The sequence below is a fragment of the Thiolinea disciformis DSM 14473 genome, assembly GCF_000371925.1.
Classification (GTDB): Bacteria; Pseudomonadota; Gammaproteobacteria; order Thiotrichales; family Thiotrichaceae; genus Thiolinea; species Thiolinea disciformis.
This window is the reverse complement of the sequence record NZ_AQVE01000005.1, coordinates 18,608-37,067: the sequence shown is the minus strand read 5'-3', so window position 1 is coordinate 37,067 and position 18,460 is coordinate 18,608. Positions and strand designations below refer to the sequence as shown.

The window sequence follows — 18,460 nt, the reverse complement described above, 5'->3', positions numbered from 1 at the left end:
CTTATCGTTTAAAACGTATTTTTTCTGAGTAGGGGAAGACATCTTCATAAATCCCGCTGCGGATATTAGCCTGCTTTTTTTGCCAATAAGCAGGATCCAAGAGATCTTTATGGTATTTCATAAAAATCTTACGCACTTTGGGATTCGTCAAAAGGAAGGTGGCAAATTCCTCTGGAAAAACATCAAAAGGTTCAACGGAGTACCAAGGCTCTGAACCAAACAAATCTTCAGGAAAACGTGGCGGTGGAATTTTGCGGAAATTACATTCAGTCATGTAATTAATTTCATCATAGTCGTAAAAAACTACGCGCCCCAATTGTGTTACACCGAAGTTTTTATACAAAAAGTCGCCGGGGAATATATTTGCACCAGCTAATTGTTTAATCGCATTGCCATACTCCTTAATAACATGCTCCAGTTGCTCATCATTTGCACTTTCCATGTAAATATTAAGGGGTATCATACGACGCTCTAAATACATATGGCGGAAAATAATCAAATTTCCTTCAATCGTAATACTGCTGGCACAGGTGTCGTGTAGTTCTTGCAATAATTCCGGCTTAAAGCGATCTAAGGGCAAGGCTACATTCGAATATTCCAACATATCCGCCATTCGGCCTACACGATCATGACGTTTTACCAATTGGTATTTTTCAGCAACTTGTTGACGGGTAAATTCTTTTTGCGGTGCGAATTTATCCTTGATCATCTTAAAAACATAGCGATACGAAGGCAGGGTAAATACCATCATGACCATACCGCGAATCCCGGGCGCGGTAATAAAGTGATCGCTAGAGTGGCGTAAATGGTGCAAGAAGTGGCGATAAAAATCTGATTTACCTTGCTTATGCAAACCAATAGAGGAGTAATGTTCGGAGCGATGATGCTCGGGCATGATCTTGCTTAAGAAGCCAACAATGGCGGAAGGTACTTGATGCTGAATCATGAAATAAGCTTGCGAATAGCTAAACACTACTGATAACTCTTTTTCCCCTAAAAGCAGAGTATCAATATATAGGCCACCTTTTTCATTATTCAAAATAGGAATAGCGAATCCTTCTTCGTCACGTCCATTAATATATTGCCCGACAATATAGGAGCCTTTATTGCGGAAGAAAGGGCGGCAAACAACTTGTAATTGATAATTAAGATGGATTTTACGTTTTTCTTTCGGAAAGCGTTTGACTAACGCTTTCAGTAAACTTCTAATGTCACGCTCCAGGTTTTCAAAAGGTTTTTGATAACCACTGTCTTGTATAATGCGGCGTATGCAATCTACTAAACCATCTTGGCTTGGATAATAGCAACGATAGCTAATCAGTTCAGGTTCACTGGATTCAATATAATCGGTGGCAATCGCATTGCGCACGAAAATAAAGTCATTCGTGTAATAGCGGCGTTGGAACTGGCGGCAAAACACCGAGTTATAAAAGGTTTCCGCTAATTCCGGTTGTTTATGAAAGGATAATAGGCGCATATAACATAAACGAATATTACGCCATAAGTCCTCATCAAGCGTCTTGATTTGATACAGCTCACGAATTAAGGCAATCGTCTCTTCTATACGGTGATCATAGAGCACAATGCGTTCGCGCGAAGCACGTTGCACACCTTGCCAGTCCGCCTCCTCAAAGCGTTGGCGTGCGCCAGAGGTGATTTGTTGGAAAATACTAAAATGGCGATTAAAGCCTTCTAGTATGGTTTGCGCGATATTGCGAGAAAGTCGGAATTCGCGTTCAACTTTGCTTTGAGTCTCGGGCATAGCGCGCCTTTGCTGGTTGAAAAATTTGGCATAAATCTTACTTGATGCTGAGTGTGCACTGCAACATTGCTTAGTTTTTTTGTAAACTTTCTTTGTCAACAATACGTCGGTAATTTGGACTTTTTTTAGGATAAAATAGGGTTTATTGTCGACAATACCGGTTAAGGGTCGTATGATTAGTGCACTTAAAAAAAGCTGCTTTAAAACCAAGGAGGATGCTCTTATATGAGTAAAATAGTAATCACCGAATTACTCGGAGATGGGATTGGGCCGGAGTTGGCGAAATCAGTTCACCAAGTGGCTGAAGCCTTACCTGCCAATATTAGTTTTGTTCCTGTTGACTGGTCGGTCGCGACTCGCGAAGCAAAAGGTTTAGCCTCTATTGATGAAGCAGAAGCTTCCATGCGCCAAACCAAATTAGCGCTGAAATACCCTACTGAAACCCGTACCCGTAGCCCTAATGCTTTGATTCGTCGCCGTTTGAACTTTAGTGTTATCTATCGTCCTGCAATTTCGATTAAAGGCATTAATTCTAATTTCAAAGAAAACGTCAATCTGCACATTATCCGTGTAGCGACTGGCGGCACTTATGACGACCCAGGTCAACGTATCGGTTTAGATAGCGCGATTTCTGTGCGTATGGTTGAAACTCGTCCTTGTATGCAAGCGGCGCATTTCGCTTTCGATTTAGCGCGTAAAAAAGGTCTTACTTATGGTGGTCGTAACTACCGCGTCACCTCGTCTTCTAAGCACACGATCCAGAAGGTAACGGACGGTTTATTCGAAGAAGTGGTGCGCAAAGCACATCAAGAATTCCCAGATGTAGAGCATAATGTGGAGTTATTCGACGCATTGCTTGCCAAAATCATCATGAAGCCCCAAGACTATGAGGTCGTGGTAACGCTAAATGAATATGGTGACTTCTTATCTGATATGGCATCTGGCTTAGTGGGCAGTTTAGGTACTGGCGCGAGTGGTAACTACTCATTCAATGATGATCACACCGTAGATATTGCGATGTTCGACCCAGCCGGTGGTACAGCTCCAGATATCGCTGGTAAGAATGTTGCCAACCCAGCAGCCGTTTTACTGGCCTTTGGTATGTTATTAGATCATGTGGATCGCTATGATCTTGGCCACGCCTTGCGTTTAGGCTTATTAAGTGCAATTCAAGATGGTGAATGCACACGCGACCTGAAGGGCAAACTGAATACTGACGAGTTTACTCAAGTGGTTATTGATCGCATGAAAACGCATATCAAGTAAAATTACGGAGGAGTCAATTCCGTCAAACGCACCTTAGGGTGCGTTTGTTTTTGGCTACCGCTTATTCTTAAAAATCTACCGTTTATATAAAATTTTCGCAGTGCCTTATTAATTAATTTAATCTTAGAACACTAGCTGCTTTCCTACTTTCTAACAACACAACTAATGAGAGCTTCGTGATGTTCAATTATAACGTTAATAACCGTCCTTTTATTGGTAATGCTTTTGCACAGTCTACGTCGACGGGTGTATGGGGTGCCAATAACTTTCCGAATGGCGGTTGGGGTTCTTCATGGAATGGTAATGCGCGCCCATTTGGTCATGGTCCGCACTCACACATGAATTATTTAGCACAAACACAAGTGCACCAAGGTCGTATCTTTAACTCGTTTAACTATAACCCGGCCAATACACGTCCTTTCCATCATCACAATCATGGCCGTCCAGAAGCTGCACCACCACAAGTTGATATTTTTGTACGTCCTGACACCGGGGATCGTAGCACTGTTAAATATTACGATGAAAATTCTTGCCAATGGCAACCATTAGATCCACGTAACCCTCCTTTCCAAGCCTTAACGCCTGATAATATTGGCTTATATAACCATACACAAGACACCTTTATTCCAGGTAATTCAAATGGTGCACGTGTAGTGGATAACGGGAATGGCGGTTTCACCATCGGTTTTGAAGATCGTACAGGTTCTGCACCGAATGATCGTGATTACAATGACGTATTCGTGAACATTCAAAATAATCCTTTTGGCACTTTTGCTAAATGGTAATGCGTTTGCTTTAGCGTTCATTTTTTAAATAAAGAGCGGCGAATTGACGAATTTGCCGCTTTTTTTTATTCAGCGTCTAAAACATAGGGTAAGGCTTGGAGTGTTAAAGGCAGGCCATTTAGACTTAAGTTTTCATGCGCCAGCGCAATTTTCACCACGGCTAATAACTCCACATTGCCATCCGGATTCAAGGCTGCATTTAACACTTGGCCTACTGCTTCGCCATTAGCATTTAGAATGTCCGCACCAATAGCGGGTAACTGTCCTGAGTATTGGAGAAAACGATACATTTGACGCTTGTTTTGGCCTAGGTATTTGAGACGAGCTACAATTTCTTGACCGGGAAAGCAGCCCTTCGTAAAACTGATTCCATCCAGCAAATGTAAATTTATCATTTGTGGCACCCAAGATTCGATGCTGGGCAAAGTAATGCGCGGAATACCTGAAGCAATATCAAAATAGTCCCAAGTATGGCCGCTAACAGGGGTAGCATGAACGTGTAATTGTTCCCATAAATGGCGTGCTTCATCTAATTCAGCATAAATCTCAAATCGTGGCACATCTGCCGCTTGACGCATAATGGTAAGTGTGTCGGTTTGAACTAGATCCCAAGGTTTTTCAGGGGCCGTACCTAACAGCTCTTTTAAGTCTTTTTCACTGTTGGCTCCAACATAACCAAAACGAACAAAACGATCACTTGCATTTTCTAAAACGACTTTTGAGCGTAATACGTAAATTTTTAAGCGTTTTAGAACGGTTTCCAAGACATCACTAGCGCAAGAAAGATAGTAAACGCCTTGGCGCTGAAAAATGTGAAAAGTAGTATAGGTGCGGCCTTTCGGGGAATTATAAGAACTTAATTGAGCACGCTGAGGCGAAACCCGTTGAATATCATTGCTCAGTTGGCTTTGTAAGAAGGTTTTGGCATCTTCACCCACGACACTGATTAATCCAAGCTGTGATAAGTCGCATAAAACAGCGCTTTGGGGCCTAAGACGAGTGTCAAGTTCAGGTTTACCAAAATGAACCACGTCTGTGCCTTCGAAGGTGGCGCCTTTCGTTAGTAAAAATTGCTTCCACTCTGGTTTCATCTTGCACTCCCTCTAAAAAATAAAACCCACCTTGAGCATAAGCTTAAGGCAGGTCATGGAGCTGTGTAAATTTAGGCTTTATTGCTTCGGTTTTTCCGCAGGTTTTTCCGCTTCTTCTTCCGCTGGTTTGGCGGTAGCTTCAGCTTTTGGCTCAGGCATTAAGACTTTTACATCGGCGCCTTTGCGTAAATCTTGCATATAAGCCAGCATTTTTTCGCGCTCTAACTGTTGTTTCAGTTGAGGTTTTAAACTTTCCATTTCGGGTAGTTTAACATCACGCTTTTCTTCCAGATTGATAACATGGAAGCCGAATTGTGTTTCAACGGGCGTTTTGCTAGTCGTACCCACTTCCATGGCTTCTACCGCTTCGGCGAAAGGTTTTACCATGCTAGCAGGACTGAACCAGCCTAAGTCACCACCTTGAGGGCCAGAAGGGCCGCCAGATTTTTCTTTCGCTAAATCAGCAAAGTTTTTTCCTTTTGCTAATTCATCGATAACAGCTTGTGCTTCTTCTTTGGTTTTGACCAAAATGTGGCGGGCTTTGTATTCAGATTTCGGCATGGAAGCAACAGCCTTATCATAGGCTGCTTTAATTTCATCGTCGGAAATCGTTAAACCAGACGCTTTTTCTTGCATCCATGTATTAAGAATGAGCTTGTCAGTAAAGCCTTTGACTTTTTCTTTAACATCATCGCGCTCACCTAAGCCTGATTTTTGGGCTTCTTGGCGCGCTAATTCCGTCATGATTAGATCGTCTAATAAAGCTTTGGGATCAATTTGACCATCCATCCCTGAACGCTTCGCCATTTCTAGCACAGCATCCATAGTGCCACGTTTGATTTCTGTACCATTGACAATAGCTAAAATTTCTTCGCTATTGGTTTTAGTTGCAGCAGTATCTGCGGATTTGGCATCGGCTGCTTTTTCTTCTGGCTTAGCTTCAGCAGGTTTAGCATCTGCTGGCTTGGCATCCGCTGCAGCAGCGGCTGGCTGAGCTTTGGTATCTTCAGCTTGTACAGTACCTAAACTTAAAATCAGCCCAATTAAGCTTGTTGCAATGAACGTAGTTGTTGTCATGCGCATTTTCATCATTTCCTTACGGTAACACTTTTTTGAATGGTTTAATCGTGACAGTTTTATAAACCCCTGCAGCTTGGTAGGGGTCGGCTGCAAGCCAATCTTTCGCAGCTTGCAGTGAATCAAATTCGGCGATAATGACGCTGCCCGTAAATCCAGCAGGGCCAGGATCATTACTTTCAATAGCAGGCATAGGGCCTGCAATCACAAGACGCCCTTGATCACGTAAGAGATTTAAGCGTGCCACATGCTCTGGTCGTGCTGCCAGGCGTGCTTCGTGTTTATGTTCAGCATCCTCGCCAATGATCACATATAACATGGTTTAAGACTCTTGTGGTGGTTCGATAGCGTGCTTTTGTAGATACAGTGCTTGAAAAATAACAAAGACGAAGGTTAAACCCAATACACCAAATAGCTTAAACTTGACCCAAATTTGCTCTTCAAAGTTATAAGCAACGACCAAATTGATAGCGCCCAAGAAAGCAAAGAATAGCACCCAAAATAGATTCACTTTTTTCCAAATAGCTTCCGGCACTTGCAAGGCTTGGCTCATCATGCGTTCTACTAAGGTCTTGCGTGTACCTATATAGGCACTGCTCAAAAAAGCAAGCGCAAAGACCCAATTGATAATCGTGACCTTCCATTTTATGAAGTCTGGATTCTTCAAAATCAGCGTAAGGCTACCAAGAGCAATCAAGACAGCCAGTGAAATTAAGTGCATCTTTTCGAAGCGCTTATAGTGCAAATAATGAATTAAGTTTTGGATTAGCGTAGCAATAATAATCACTAAAGTGGCGAATAAAATGGCATCTTTGGGATTTTGCTGAGACAGGTCTACAAAAGGGAGTTGATTGACAAATTCAATCATTCCTGGGGGTACTTGACCAAAAAAGCTATAAGCTAAGAAAAATATAACAACCGGAAAGAAATCAACTAAAAACTTCATAAACTTCAGGGTTTCTCTACCGTTTCAAACCATGAACGGTGCAGTTGGGTTGGCAAAATGGCTGCTTGTGCTTGCTAGCTTAGCGGCGGCGTGTATTTTTAAATATTTCCCTGTAAAATCGTACATTTTAACCGATCATAAGCCTGCATGAGCCAGTATTTTCAAGTCCATCCCGAGAATCCACAAAAGCGTTTGCTGCGCCAAGCGGTTGATATGGTACGAAATGGCAGCGTCGTAGTTTACCCGACTGATTCCAGTTATGCTATTGGCTGTTTGTTAGGTGATAAAGCTGCAATGGAGCGTATTTACCGCATTCGCCGCCTGAATGACAAGCATAATTTTACCTTAGCTTGCCGCGATCTTTCAGAGATAGCCCATTACGCGCAAGTGGATAATATGAATTATCGCTTATTAAAGTCATTAACCCCTGGCCCTTATACCTTTATTTTGAAGGCAACAAAAGAAGTACCACGCCGTTTGCAAAATCCAAAACGAAAAACCATTGGTATTCGTATTCCAGATCATATTGTGGCACAAGCATTTCTAACAGAATTAGGTGAGCCACTGATGTCGAGCACCTTGATTCTGCCTGGGGAGGATTTGCCGATGACAGATCCTTATCAGATTCGGGTGTATCTAGAGCATGAGGTTGATTTGATTATGGATGGCGGATTTTGTGGGCATGAGCCAACGACTGTATTGGATTTGACAGGCGATCGCCCGAGTGTATTGCGCCAAGGTAAAGGCGCAACGGATTGGTTGTTGGAGCATTAAATGCAAGGTTTGGATATCAATAGTATTATTTTCTACCTTGCGGCTGGTGCGATACCGGTTTTATTAGCGATTACCTTACATGAGGTCGCGCATGGTTGGGTCGCATATAAATTAGGTGACAGCACAGCAAAAATGCTAGGCCGTTTAACCATAAATCCCTTTAAGCATATTGACCCAGTCGGCACGATTGCACTGCCTGTTGGGATGCTAATACTTTCGCTTGCAACTATGGGGCAACCTTTTGCCTTGGGTTGGGCTAAGCCAATCCCTGTTAATGCCCGTTTTTTGAAGCATCCACGCCGCGACATGGCACTTATTGCACTGACTGGCGGGGCCTGCATCAAACTTAGTCATGGCGGTCTTGTGGGCCATCTTACTAGGCTTATTTGCTAAGCTGATTACGAATGAAGGCTTGGCGCGAGGCTTCATCACGATGGCAAAAATAGGTGTATTGTTTAATTTAATTTTATTGGTGCTGAATTTACTCCCTATTCCTTCGTTTGATGGGGCTCGGGTCTTGGCAGGAATAGCGCCGCGTCAGGTGGCCGAAGTATTAGACCGATTAGAGCCGTATGGCTTTATAATTTTGTTACTATTATTAGTAACGAATGTGTTGAACGGATTTATCGGTGGCGCAGTGGGAGCACTCTACAAAATTCTATTAAGTTTATTTGTGCATTAAAGTGTAATTAGCCAAGCAATATTGTAGTAATTCTAACTTAAGCTATGACAAATATAGGAAATCAATCAATGGAAAATAATAAATCGCCAGTTATTTTGTCGGGTATTCGTCCTACAGGCGAAATACACTTAGGCAATTATTTTGGTGCTATTCAATATTTTGTCAAATTACAAGAGCAGGGGCATCAGTGCTTTTATTTTGTCGCCGATTTACATGCGCTGACCACCGCGATGGAAGATCATATTGATGTGGACAAAAACTCCGTCGAAGTGGTGCGCTGGTATTTAGCTTGTGGCTTAGATTCCAATAAATCAACAATTTATCGGCAAAGTGATATTTTAGAAATTCCCTTCTTTAATCTATTGTTGGGTATGATTACACCTGAAGGTGAGCTACGCCGCTGTACGACCTATAAAGATAAGGTGGCGGATATGGAAGGTAAGCGCAAAATGGTTTCTTTGGGTTTGCTAGCTTATCCCGTATTAATGGCTTCTGATATTTTATTCTGTAATGCTGATATTGTTCCAGTTGGCGAAGATCAATTACAGCATTTGGAGATAGCTCGCGAAATCGCCCGAAAATATAATCACCATTTTAGTAAAAAACACAAGTTTACAGAGCCTCGTTCCCATTTAGTCGAAGCAGTGCGTGTTCCCGGCTTGAAAGGTGAGGGCAAAATGAGTAAATCAGTGGGTGGGCCGGATAATGTGATTTATCTGAATGACGCACCGAAAGAAATTAAACGCAAAGTAATGGCAGCTCAAACTGATTTAGGTCCTGTGGCTGGCGAACCTATGACTGAATCGATGAAGGGTATCTACAAATTATTAGAATTGTGCGCGCCCAAAGCGGTTTATGAAGATTATTTAGGCCGTTATGAGCGTGCAGAGCAGCGCTTTTATGGTGATTTGAAAAAAGAATTAGCAAAAAATATTTTAGAATTAGTAGAGCCAATCCAACAGCGTTACCAATCACCCGACTGCTCCGTTGAGCGTGTGAAAGCGTTATTAGCCGAAAGTGCTGCCAAAGTGCGTCCTATTGCTAAAACCAACCTGCGTAATATGCTGGATGATATGAATTTCAAGCATTTGGCTCAGACTTATAATTAGATGACGGCTAACGTAGTTAATCCAAGGCAATTGGCTTTGCCAGTTGCTAGGGTGCATGGGAAGCCCATTACTAGTGTACCTGAAGATTTGTATATCCCACCGAATGCTTTAGCAGTGTTGTTAGATACGTTTGAAGGGCCCTTGGATTTATTACTCTATTTGATTCGCCACCAGAATTTGGATATTTGCGAAATTCCGATTGCTAAAATTACTGAGCAATATATGGGTTATGTGAAGTTGATGCATGAGTTTCAGTTGGAGCTAGCGGCAGATTATTTAGTCATGGCGGCTTTGTTGGCAGAAATCAAATCCCGCTTATTATTGCCACGCCGTGAAATGCTAAGCTTGGAAGAGGATCCACGTGCTGAGCTAGTGCGACGCTTACAGGAATATGAGCAAGTGCGGCAAGCCGCCTTGGATTTAGATAATTTGCCACGGTTTGAGCGTGAGCATTGGGCAGCACAAACAGCGGCGGAGTTTGAGCCTCCTGTGCGTGCGCAGCCTGAAGTGAAACTACCGGAACTATTAGCGGCTTTCCAGCAATTATTGAAACGTGCGGATCTACTAACCCACCATCAAATTAAGCGCGAACCTTTATCGATGCGTGAGCGCATGAGTCGGGTTTTAGCGCAATTGCAAGGACAATCAGCCCTCAGTTTTGCAAGTTTCTTTGCTCCTGAAGAAGGTCGACGTGGTGTGGTCGTGAGCTTAATGGCAATATTGGAATTACTCAAAGCGCAGTTGATTGAGGTACATCAAGCTGATGAAGCTTATGCGCCACTGATGATTAGTTTGCCCACTTCGCCTCAAGCGGTTGCTGCATAAGTATGGATCGTCTCGCTCTAGTGTTAGAGGCTATTTTATTGACCGCTGCTAAGCCTTTGTCCTTAGAGCAGTTAGAAAGCTTCTTTTCCTCGGAGGAAGCTGTAACACGGCCTCAACTGCGCGCTGCGCTAAAGGTTTTAGCAGACAATTGTGTGGGACGTAGTTTTGAGTTGAAAGAAACCGCTAGTGGCTATCGTTTACAAACGCGAGAGCAATACAGTACTTGGGTGCTAAAGCATCATATTGAAAAGCCCGCTAAATATTCGCGTACTTTATTAGAAATCTTAGCTTTAATTGCATGGCGTCAGCCTATTACCCGTGCCGAGATTGAGGAGGTACGTGGCGTGGCTGTGAATGGGGCTGTGATTAAGACTTTGTTGGAGCGAGAGTGGATTCGGGTGTTAGGCCATAAAGAAGTGCCAGGTCGCCCTGAAATGCTGGGTACGACCCGCCAATTCTTGGATTATTTCCAATTAAAATCATTAGATGATTTGCCTAGTTTAATGGAAGTTCGAGATGTAGATTTAGCGACTTTAGTAGTCGAAGCCCCCTCTGACTGAGCGTTAAATCTTATTCCCAAAAGCTTTTGCTACCTTCATGTTCAGCATCTGCACGGCTAATGCCTATGTCCTTCAGTTGTGAATCGTTTAACGACATCAATTGCAAACGCTGCTGCTGGCGACGATAACGCCATAAGAGCTGCTCGATCGCTTCATAAACACTGATCAGGATTTTCCAAGGTCCTAGGCGTAATTCTGTATGAACGGTTTGAACCACAGGCGTGGTCGCTAAATCATCATCCTGTGCTAAGGTCTGACAGGTTTCTGTTTTCATAAGTCTTTACTCTATAAGGTTGTTGATAGGGTTTTAGCTTAAAAAAAATCAGCATTTCTTTACAGATTTAGCTAAATTAAAAAAAGTAGTGACAGTTCGCGGAAAAAGCTAACTGTGATGGGCTGATTTGTGAAAAACTGTACTGAGAATTATTTCTGTATTGAGTAATGACCATGACACTTTATGAAACGTTAGCGGATACCTTGCAAACGAGGATTGAACAGGGGTTTTATGTCGCGGGTGCGCGTTTGCCCTCGATTCGGGCTTTAAGCCAAGAACATGGCGTGAGTATATCCACTGCGCAGCAGGCCTTATTGCTACTGGAACAGCGCCAATGGGTAGAAGTCAGACCTAAATCAGGTTTTTATGTGAAAGCACGTCAAGTGTCAGTGCCTATTCCCCATTTGAGCCGTACCGCGCAATATCCGTTGCAAGTGTCGCAATGGGAGGAGGTGCTAGCGTTGCTTTGTGATGATACCGAGGGTTTTATTAAATTAAGTCGTGGGATGAGCGATATTGATACGCCAACCCTAAAACCTTTAATGCGTATCTTAGCCGATTTAACCCGTAGTGATAGCGCGCGCTGTTTGAGCTATGAGCCATTGCACGGTTCGCTTGAGTTGCGTGAGCAAATTGCGCGCTTAAGTGTTGATAGTGGCTCGGTGATTCATCCTGATGAAATTATTACCACCACTGGTTGCCAAGAGGCGTTATCGATCGCCATTCAGGCAGTGACTGAACCCGGGGATGTGGTTGCGGTAGAATCACCAGGATTTTATGGCTTAATGCAGATTCTTAAAGCGCGGGATTTAAAAGCCTTGGAAATTCCTATGGATGCAACCCATGGCCTGAGTTTGGATGCCTTGGAGTTGGCCTTGGATCAGTGGCCGATTAAGGCGATTTTGGTGATTCCTACGTATCATAATCCGCTCGGTAGTTGTATGCCGGATGCTAATAAGCAGCGCTTATTAAAATTGGCGCAGCGTTATAATGTGCCGATTATTGAGGATGATATTTACGGTAGCTTGGGTTATCGCCAACCGCGTCCCCGCACAGTCCATTCTTTTGACACGGAGGGACGTGTCATTTTGTGTAGCTCTTTTTCTAAAACCTTGGCTTCGGGTTTGCGGGTAGGGTGGTTAGTGCCGGGACGTTATCGGGAGCGGGTAGCGCATTTAAAATATGTGGGTACCGCAGCCGCCGTGACCTTGACACAGTTAGCGATTGCTGAATTTATTAAGCAAGGTTTTTATGATCGGCATTTGCGTAAAATGCGCCAACAATATCAGGCGGGTCGTGACACAGCGATTGCCTTAATTCGTGAGCATTTCCCAGCAGGAACGCGTGTTAGTTTCCCACTCGGCGGCTATATGCTCTGGATAGAGCTACCAGAGGCTTGTGATGTTTTAGACTTAGCGAAGCAATTATTGCTACATAAGATTCAAATCGCACCAGGGGTAATTTTCTCGGCCTCGGGAAAATATCGACATTGTCTGCGTATGAATGTCTCACATGGCCACGAGCCAGCCATTCAAGCGGCCATTGTGCAAGTAGGGCAGGTTGCCAAACGTATGCTCGCTAGCCTCGAAGTGGCAGAGCCACCTGAGGCTTGGAGTTTAGCCTCTTAACGACGCGCTTGTGCAATCGCAGAGGGTTTGTAGGTTTGGATACGCTTTTGCCATGAACTTAATAACCGTGCTTCGCCATTCTCGACCGGAGCATTGGCAATACGGCGCATCAAAGTGTCATCAGCCGCTCGCATAAACTCGGCTAAAGCCACCGGCCCTGCCGGTACATTTTCCATATTTTGTAAAACTTGTAATAGCCCCCAACCTTTGCCGCGATATTGTTCATTTGGGTTAGTGCCATCGCCTTTGAAGTAAACATAATCCAGTATCGGATACAAGCCACCAGCGCTTTGTTCCATCACTTGGAAATTCTTCAGGACACGCTCACGCTCAGCTGGTGGCAAATGGCCTACCATATTGGGTAGATTGCTTTTCAAGCGCCCCACCATGAAAGCACCTTGTAAGGAGGCAGTTTTGCGCAAGAAATTGCGTAATTCCGTCATTTCGGGATCATTTTGGGCACGCTCAAATGCGGCTTGATTGCGCCATGGGCCACCGCGTGTGGGGCGTTGAGCTAACCAGCTAGGAATCGGGGTGCGATTGGATTCAGCAAAAGCAAGGAAAGCAGGAAAGGTTTCAGGTGCGACACCATTTTGTCCCGCCGGATACCAAACAAAGCGCCCAAAGCCTAAGGTGGCATAATTATCTTTGTTGCTCCACGTGATTAACTTATTGGGATCACCATTTGCCTCGTTCATAAAGACACGTTCAGCCACCCAAGCTAAATCTTGTTTGGGGTTTGCTACCGCTGGTAGTGAATTGGGAATCGGATAGGCAGGACGTCTTACATTAACCGTTGGTGCAAGCGCGGGCGGTGTCGCAATCGGGATTGACGCAGGCGCAGGAATTATCGCGGGCGCTGTTGCTACGGGGTGTGAGCTATAATTCGGTGCAATAAAGGCATAAGATGTTGGTTGTGGCATAGGGCGTGGCTGCGGTTGTGGCAGTAGGCCAGGAGGAATGACGGAGCTGACGGGTAGAGGAGCGATGGTGCAGCCAGATAGCCACATCATGAGTAGAACCCAAATGCTGGTGTGTTTCATAAACAAGCCCTTAGTTTTATTTGTATAAAGATCATGCTAATCATAAAGCCAGTTTGGGTTTTATTCATGCACAAACTGAACTAATCTCTAAAATAAATTTATTTTGCTCTCACAAAACTGTCCGGAAGTCGCGATTAAGTTAAGCTTTACTGAGAGCTAGCAGCTTCTTCATAAGGGTTTAGCGGATAAGATAAGGAGTTAGTCATGGCGGCAGTTTCAGTATTATTCGTGTGTATGGGGAATATTTGTCGCTCACCTACAGCACAAGGGGTGTTTGAAGCCTTAGTAAGGCAGCGTGGTTGGCTGGAGCAAATCCAAATTGATTCGGCGGGAACCCATGCTTATCATATTGGTAGCTCACCCGATGAGCGTTCACAGGCAGCAGCACTGGAGCGTGGTGTCGATCTTTCTCAGCAGCGTGCGCGACAAGTGCGCTCAGCCGATTTTGAACAGTTTAACTATATTCTCGCGATGGATCGACAGAATTTCCAAGCATTGCAAGCCTTGGCGGCAAATTCGGAACAGCGTCAACGCGTGTATTTAATGATGGATTTTGCCCAGCGTTGGCAAGAGCGCGAGGTGCCTGACCCGTATTATGGCGGTGCGCAAGGGTTTCAACGTGTCTTAGATATGGTTGAGGACGCTTCAGAAGGTTTATTGGCACATTTAGCAAAACAGCATCGTTTACGTTCGTAAGCTTTAGCCTGCGTGTTTGTAACACCTACTATGAAAAAGGCTCTTCAAAAGAGCCTTTTTTTATCCCAATCGTTTTAGTCAGAGTGCATCCAAATAGGGCGCTTTTTGGGGGGAACTGCCTCATTAGGCGTTACGCTTGACTCCGTGAGAACCATCGGATCACTAGAGGGCGTGCTCACTGCTTCAGCGCTGATAGCTGGTGTTGTTTCCGGCTTAGCTTCGACTATGGCAGCTGCTATGGGCTCAGCTTGACTTGCTTGGGGCAATTCGATACTGGTTTCAGGGCTAATATTGTTTGTATTAGCCCTAAACGGTACTGTCTCTGTGGGCATAGGAGCAGGCTGAGTAGGAAGCTGAATAGGCTCCACCATAAGCTGAGTCTCCGTTGCGATGCTGGCTTGAACGGGCGTTTCTGAAGTGTTTAATGGGATTTCTGGCACCATTGGTTGCGATTCCGGAACAGTTGCTTCAACTGTTTTAACCGTTTCAGATTCTGGCATTATCACACTTGCAGTGGGTTCAGGTGTGTTAGTCGCGATTGGCGCAGTATCGGCGCTTTTTACTTCAACAGATACAGCACGGAATACTGCTGGCTGATCTATTTCCTCACCTTGAAAAACGGTGGACAACTGTGTCATCACTAGATTAGTGGCCGGTTGTTCCACTTTTTCATGGATAGGCTTATTGCGGCGACGCTCATTGCGATCCCGGCGTGGAATTAAATCAATGACTAAGGGTTCTAAGGTTTCCGGTGTCGGTAATCCATCAGGACGTGCTTGGTGCTGACGGGGTTTACGTTCATGTGGACGCTGCTCATAAGCTGTATTATGGCTAGGCAGGCTTGCCTTCTCGCTCTCCACTATTTCTGCATTAGCATGGTGTCCATTGCGTTCCCGACGACCACGATTCCGTGGACGCTTACCATCACGTTCCTTGCGCAGTACTTGATCTTGACTAAGATTATCTGCGACTACGCCTTCAACACTTGCTTCTAAACCTGGCTCTTCATTAACAAGATGTGGCGTGGGTTGTTGTGTTACCACTTCCTCAATAGTGTCTAACTCTGGCTCAGGTATGACAGTGTCCTGACGATTTTGGCGTGGCTGTTGAGCGCGAGGTGCACGTTCTGCGCGCTCATGCTTTTCAGGACGTGGCGTTTGTGTATCGCTACGGTTCTCCCGTTGACGGCGATTATCACGCTCGCGTCTGTCACGATTAGGCTTAGGTTCGCGTTCTGCTTGAACGGGCATCTGATTGCCAATTGCTTCATCTGCTTCGTCTAACTCGTCTGCTTCAACAACCGGTTCTTCATAGCGTGGCACGCGTTGTTTACGTGGCTCATGCTCACGTTCACGCGGTGGCCTTACGGAATCGCGTTGTTGTTGAGGCTGGCGCTGCTGGGCTTGGCGCTCTTGACCGTTAGTCTTTACCTGCTCAGATGCTCCATTAGTTTGTTGGTTTTGAGCTTGACGACGCTGTTGGTGCGACTGGTTTGAACGCTGATTATTTTCACTGCGCTCGTGGCGTGTCGGTTGATGTTTTACTTCTGGCGTGTGCTGATGGTTACGCTCAGGCTTTGGTGCTTCATAAGCTGCTGGCTCGCGGCTTGGTGCGTAATCATGGCGCGGGGGTTCAGGGCGTGCCTGACCAAATAAGCCATTTAATATACGGCGCAACAGTCCGGGGTGGCTATTAACTTCAACACCTTCTTCGTGAGTCTGTTGAGCAAAATGGCGCTCAATTTGAGGTGCAGGCTGAGTTGGCACGACATTCCCGACGACAGCTTCTTGTAAAGCAGCTTGGGTCTGGGCAGGTTTAGCATCATTTTCGTGCTCATGTTCAATCTCATCCAGTTGGTTATAGCTCGGTGCTAATTGCTCCATTTCATCACTACGCACCCGCTCAATTTCAAAATGTGGCGTGTCCATATGGGGGTTTGGAATCACAATCAATTGAATATTGCGACGCTTTTGAATATCACTTAAAGCATCACGTTTCTCATTCAAGAGATAAGTTGCCACCGGCACAGGGACTTTGGTGACCACACGACCGGTCATTTCCTTCATGGCCTCTTCTTCGATGAGACGTAGGATAGACAGGGCTAGTGAGTCAGTATTGCGAATATGACCCTGACCTTCACAGCGCGGGCAAACCAACTGGCTTGATTCGCCCAAAGACGGTCGCAAGCGTTGACGTGACATTTCCAATAGACCAAAACGTGAAATACGCCCCACTTGCACACGTGCACGGTCAATTTTCAAGGCTTCTTTTAAGCGCTTTTCCACTTCACGTTGATGTTTATTGGGCAACATATCGATAAAATCGATAACCACCAAGCCGCCTAAGTCACGTAAACGCAATTGACGTGCAATTTCATCCGCCGCTTCTAGATTAGTATTGAAGGCCGTTTCCTCAATATCATGTCCTTTGGTTGCACGCGCTGAGTTGATATCAATGGAAATCAAAGCTTCAGTATGATCAATGACAATGGCCCCGCCAGAAGGCAGAGTGACGGTGCGCTGGAAGGCAGTCTCAATTTGATATTCCACTTGATAGCGGCTAAAGAGGGGCGTGTTGTCTTGATAAAGTTTTAATTTGCGCAAGTTTTGCGGCATAACCGACTGCATAAAATCGCGCGCTTGGTTATACACTGCCGGATTATCAATAATAATTTCGCCAATATCACGTCTGAAATAGTCACGTAAAGCGCGAATAATGACATTACTTTCTTGATAAAGTAGCACGGGTGCTTTGTGCTCATCACAGGCGGACGTAATCGCATTCCACAAGGTTTTTAAATAATCTAAATCCCAGCTTAGCTCTTCAAGTTCGCGATCCACGCCAGCAGTGCGCACAATCGCGCCCATACCTTCAGGAATTTCTAAATCAGATAAGGTTTGTTTGATTTGCTGACGATCTTCACCTTCGATACGTCGCGATACGCCACCAGCTTTAGGATTATTGGGCATGAGCACCAAATAACGTCCTGCAAGACTGATATAGGTCGTTAAGGCAGCGCCTTTATTGCCACGCTCCTCCTTATCCACTTGCACCATAATCTCTTGGCCTTCGCGTATCATATCTTTGATATTGGTACGGCCATTAGCATTTTTCTTGGCGTCAGGGTGATAGCATTCAGGAGTAATTTCACGAAATGATAAAAAACCGTGACGTTGCGCGCCGTAATTGACGAAGGCAGCTTCGAGACTAGGCTCGATGCGTGTAATTACACCTTTGTAAATATTGGATTTTTTTTGCGCACGAAAGGGATGTTCGATATCGAGGTCATACAAACGCTGGCCATCGACCATCGCGACGCGAATTTCTTCCGCCTGCGTTGCATTAATTAGTATTCTTTTCATTCACTACACCAAAACAGAGATGCAGCTACTATTGTGTTATTGCGTGTGTCAGAAGTGGTTACTCGGCATTTGGACTAATAGAAAATACAAAGCAGCGCAACAAACGCTACAGCCCCTAATAAATGGGTTTGTAAGAGTATTAAATGATTCAGGAAAGTTTGCCTTTGTGCATTAAGTTTCTCCTACTTTGTCTTTTAACTTCAGATTGATGCTCCCGCGAATTTTAAAAGTTCCTACTGTCAGGCTGTTAGCTCAGTGTATCGTAACGGAGCACAATCAGGCTGAAATGATCAGTTAGTCTGGGCTAGGTAGTAATCGCAGTAACTACAAAGCGCAATTCTTTTTACTTCTCTAACAACAGGCAAGGATGTTACAACAGTAGTCTGCTATTAAACATCGAATGCTAAATGCGCTAAAAGGCTTTTTAGCACGCCGTTAGGGTAAAGTTGGCAGCTTTAAAAGCAACTTCACCGATAAATTCCCAAAGGAATTTATTTGAATCATCTAGTCTTGAGCCCTATCATGCGGGTCTTATAGCAGTCACTCTACCAGCTAGCTGTTGAACGATCCGCAAGATTTC

The 18,460-nt window shown here is 44.6% G+C and carries 18 protein-coding genes; 10 read left to right on the top strand and 8 right to left on the bottom strand.

The genetic code is table 11. The features are described from left to right. Position 1: 1 nt before the first annotated feature. A complete protein-coding gene (gene aceK / locus A3IE_RS0105225; RefSeq protein ID WP_026154790.1) occupies positions 2–1,762 on the bottom strand; it encodes a bifunctional isocitrate dehydrogenase kinase/phosphatase in 1,761 nt (586 codons plus the stop codon). Between the two features lie 225 nt (positions 1,763–1,987). Between aceK and A3IE_RS0105220 the strand changes: the two genes are divergently transcribed. Beyond that, the gene (locus A3IE_RS0105220; protein ID WP_020394542.1) at positions 1,988–3,028 is read left to right on the top strand and encodes an isocitrate/isopropylmalate family dehydrogenase; all 1,041 of its coding nucleotides are present in this window, start codon (positions 1,988–1,990) and stop codon (positions 3,026–3,028) included. 179 nt (positions 3,029–3,207) lie between these two features. Beyond that, complete coding sequence (locus A3IE_RS0105215; protein WP_020394541.1) at positions 3,208–3,813, top strand: DUF4114 domain-containing protein; 606 nt, start codon at positions 3,208–3,210, stop codon at positions 3,811–3,813. Positions 3,814–3,878: 65 nt separating this feature from the next. On the opposite strand, the gene ygfZ is transcribed toward A3IE_RS0105215, so the two are convergent. From ygfZ to A3IE_RS0105195, 4 genes are all read right to left on the bottom strand, one after another. Next, the gene (gene ygfZ / locus A3IE_RS0105210) at positions 3,879–4,904 is read right to left on the bottom strand and encodes a CAF17-like 4Fe-4S cluster assembly/insertion protein YgfZ (protein WP_020394540.1); all 1,026 of its coding nucleotides are present in this window, start codon (positions 4,902–4,904) and stop codon (positions 3,879–3,881) included. A 78-nt stretch (positions 4,905–4,982) separates the two neighbouring features. After that, positions 4,983–5,981, bottom strand: coding sequence for a peptidylprolyl isomerase (locus A3IE_RS0105205; RefSeq protein ID WP_245539180.1), 999 nt, complete (start codon positions 5,979–5,981; stop codon positions 4,983–4,985). A gap of 19 nt (positions 5,982–6,000) precedes the next feature. Further along, on the bottom strand, positions 6,001–6,300 hold the full coding sequence (locus A3IE_RS0105200; protein WP_020394538.1) for a YciI family protein: 300 nt from the start codon (positions 6,298–6,300) through the stop codon (positions 6,001–6,003). A gap of 3 nt (positions 6,301–6,303) precedes the next feature. Beyond that, the gene (locus A3IE_RS0105195; RefSeq protein WP_020394537.1) at positions 6,304–6,927 is read right to left on the bottom strand and encodes a septation protein A; all 624 of its coding nucleotides are present in this window, start codon (positions 6,925–6,927) and stop codon (positions 6,304–6,306) included. Between the two features lie 147 nt (positions 6,928–7,074). On the opposite strand from A3IE_RS0105195, the gene A3IE_RS0105190 reads away from it, so the two are divergent. The 6 genes from A3IE_RS0105190 to scpB all read left to right on the top strand — a co-directional run bounded on the left by A3IE_RS0105190 (position 7,075) and on the right by scpB (position 10,877). After that, the gene (locus A3IE_RS0105190; RefSeq protein ID WP_020394536.1) at positions 7,075–7,701 is read left to right on the top strand and encodes an L-threonylcarbamoyladenylate synthase; all 627 of its coding nucleotides are present in this window, start codon (positions 7,075–7,077) and stop codon (positions 7,699–7,701) included. Then, positions 7,702–8,094 carry a site-2 protease family protein gene (locus A3IE_RS23150; protein ID WP_245539179.1) on the top strand — a complete coding sequence of 131 codons (393 nt, stop codon included), beginning with the start codon at positions 7,702–7,704 and terminating at the stop codon, positions 8,092–8,094. A 40-nt stretch (positions 8,095–8,134) separates the two neighbouring features. Beyond that, positions 8,135–8,383 carry a hypothetical protein gene (locus A3IE_RS23145; RefSeq protein ID WP_245539178.1) on the top strand — a complete coding sequence of 83 codons (249 nt, stop codon included), beginning with the start codon at positions 8,135–8,137 and terminating at the stop codon, positions 8,381–8,383. A gap of 68 nt (positions 8,384–8,451) precedes the next feature. Next, positions 8,452–9,492, top strand: a complete 1,041-nt coding sequence (trpS, locus tag A3IE_RS0105180) for a tryptophan--tRNA ligase (protein WP_020394535.1) — start codon at positions 8,452–8,454, stop codon at positions 9,490–9,492. Beyond that, positions 9,493–10,317, top strand: a complete 825-nt coding sequence (locus A3IE_RS0105175) for a segregation and condensation protein A (RefSeq protein WP_020394534.1) — start codon at positions 9,493–9,495, stop codon at positions 10,315–10,317. It abuts the gene before it with no gap. A gap of 2 nt (positions 10,318–10,319) precedes the next feature. Then, on the top strand, positions 10,320–10,877 hold the full coding sequence (scpB, locus tag A3IE_RS0105170; RefSeq protein ID WP_020394533.1) for an SMC-Scp complex subunit ScpB: 558 nt from the start codon (positions 10,320–10,322) through the stop codon (positions 10,875–10,877). 10 nt (positions 10,878–10,887) lie between these two features. Here the strand turns inward: scpB and A3IE_RS19960 are convergent, their stop codons facing one another. Next, positions 10,888–11,151, bottom strand: a complete 264-nt coding sequence (locus tag A3IE_RS19960; protein ID WP_020394532.1) for a DUF1127 domain-containing protein — start codon at positions 11,149–11,151, stop codon at positions 10,888–10,890. Between the two features lie 173 nt (positions 11,152–11,324). Here A3IE_RS19960 and A3IE_RS0105160 point away from each other — a divergent pair, with 173 nt between their 5' ends. Beyond that, entirely contained in the window at positions 11,325–12,779 is a 1,455-nt protein-coding gene (locus tag A3IE_RS0105160; RefSeq protein WP_020394531.1) for an aminotransferase-like domain-containing protein, read from the top strand. Here A3IE_RS0105160 and A3IE_RS0105155 read toward each other — a convergent pair. Further along, positions 12,776–13,822 carry a hypothetical protein gene (locus A3IE_RS0105155; protein WP_020394530.1) on the bottom strand — a complete coding sequence of 349 codons (1,047 nt, stop codon included), beginning with the start codon at positions 13,820–13,822 and terminating at the stop codon, positions 12,776–12,778. The two genes, A3IE_RS0105160 and A3IE_RS0105155, sit on opposite strands and share 4 nt — an antisense overlap. Before the next feature lie 204 nt (positions 13,823–14,026). On the opposite strand from A3IE_RS0105155, the gene A3IE_RS0105150 reads away from it, so the two are divergent. Next, positions 14,027–14,518 carry a low molecular weight protein-tyrosine-phosphatase gene (locus A3IE_RS0105150; RefSeq protein WP_020394529.1) on the top strand — a complete coding sequence of 164 codons (492 nt, stop codon included), beginning with the start codon at positions 14,027–14,029 and terminating at the stop codon, positions 14,516–14,518. Positions 14,519–14,592: 74 nt separating this feature from the next. Here A3IE_RS0105150 and A3IE_RS19955 read toward each other — a convergent pair whose 3' ends face one another. Beyond that, the gene (locus A3IE_RS19955) at positions 14,593–17,880 is read right to left on the bottom strand and encodes an Rne/Rng family ribonuclease (protein WP_020394528.1); all 3,288 of its coding nucleotides are present in this window, start codon (positions 17,878–17,880) and stop codon (positions 14,593–14,595) included. Positions 17,881–18,460 lie beyond the last annotated feature (580 nt).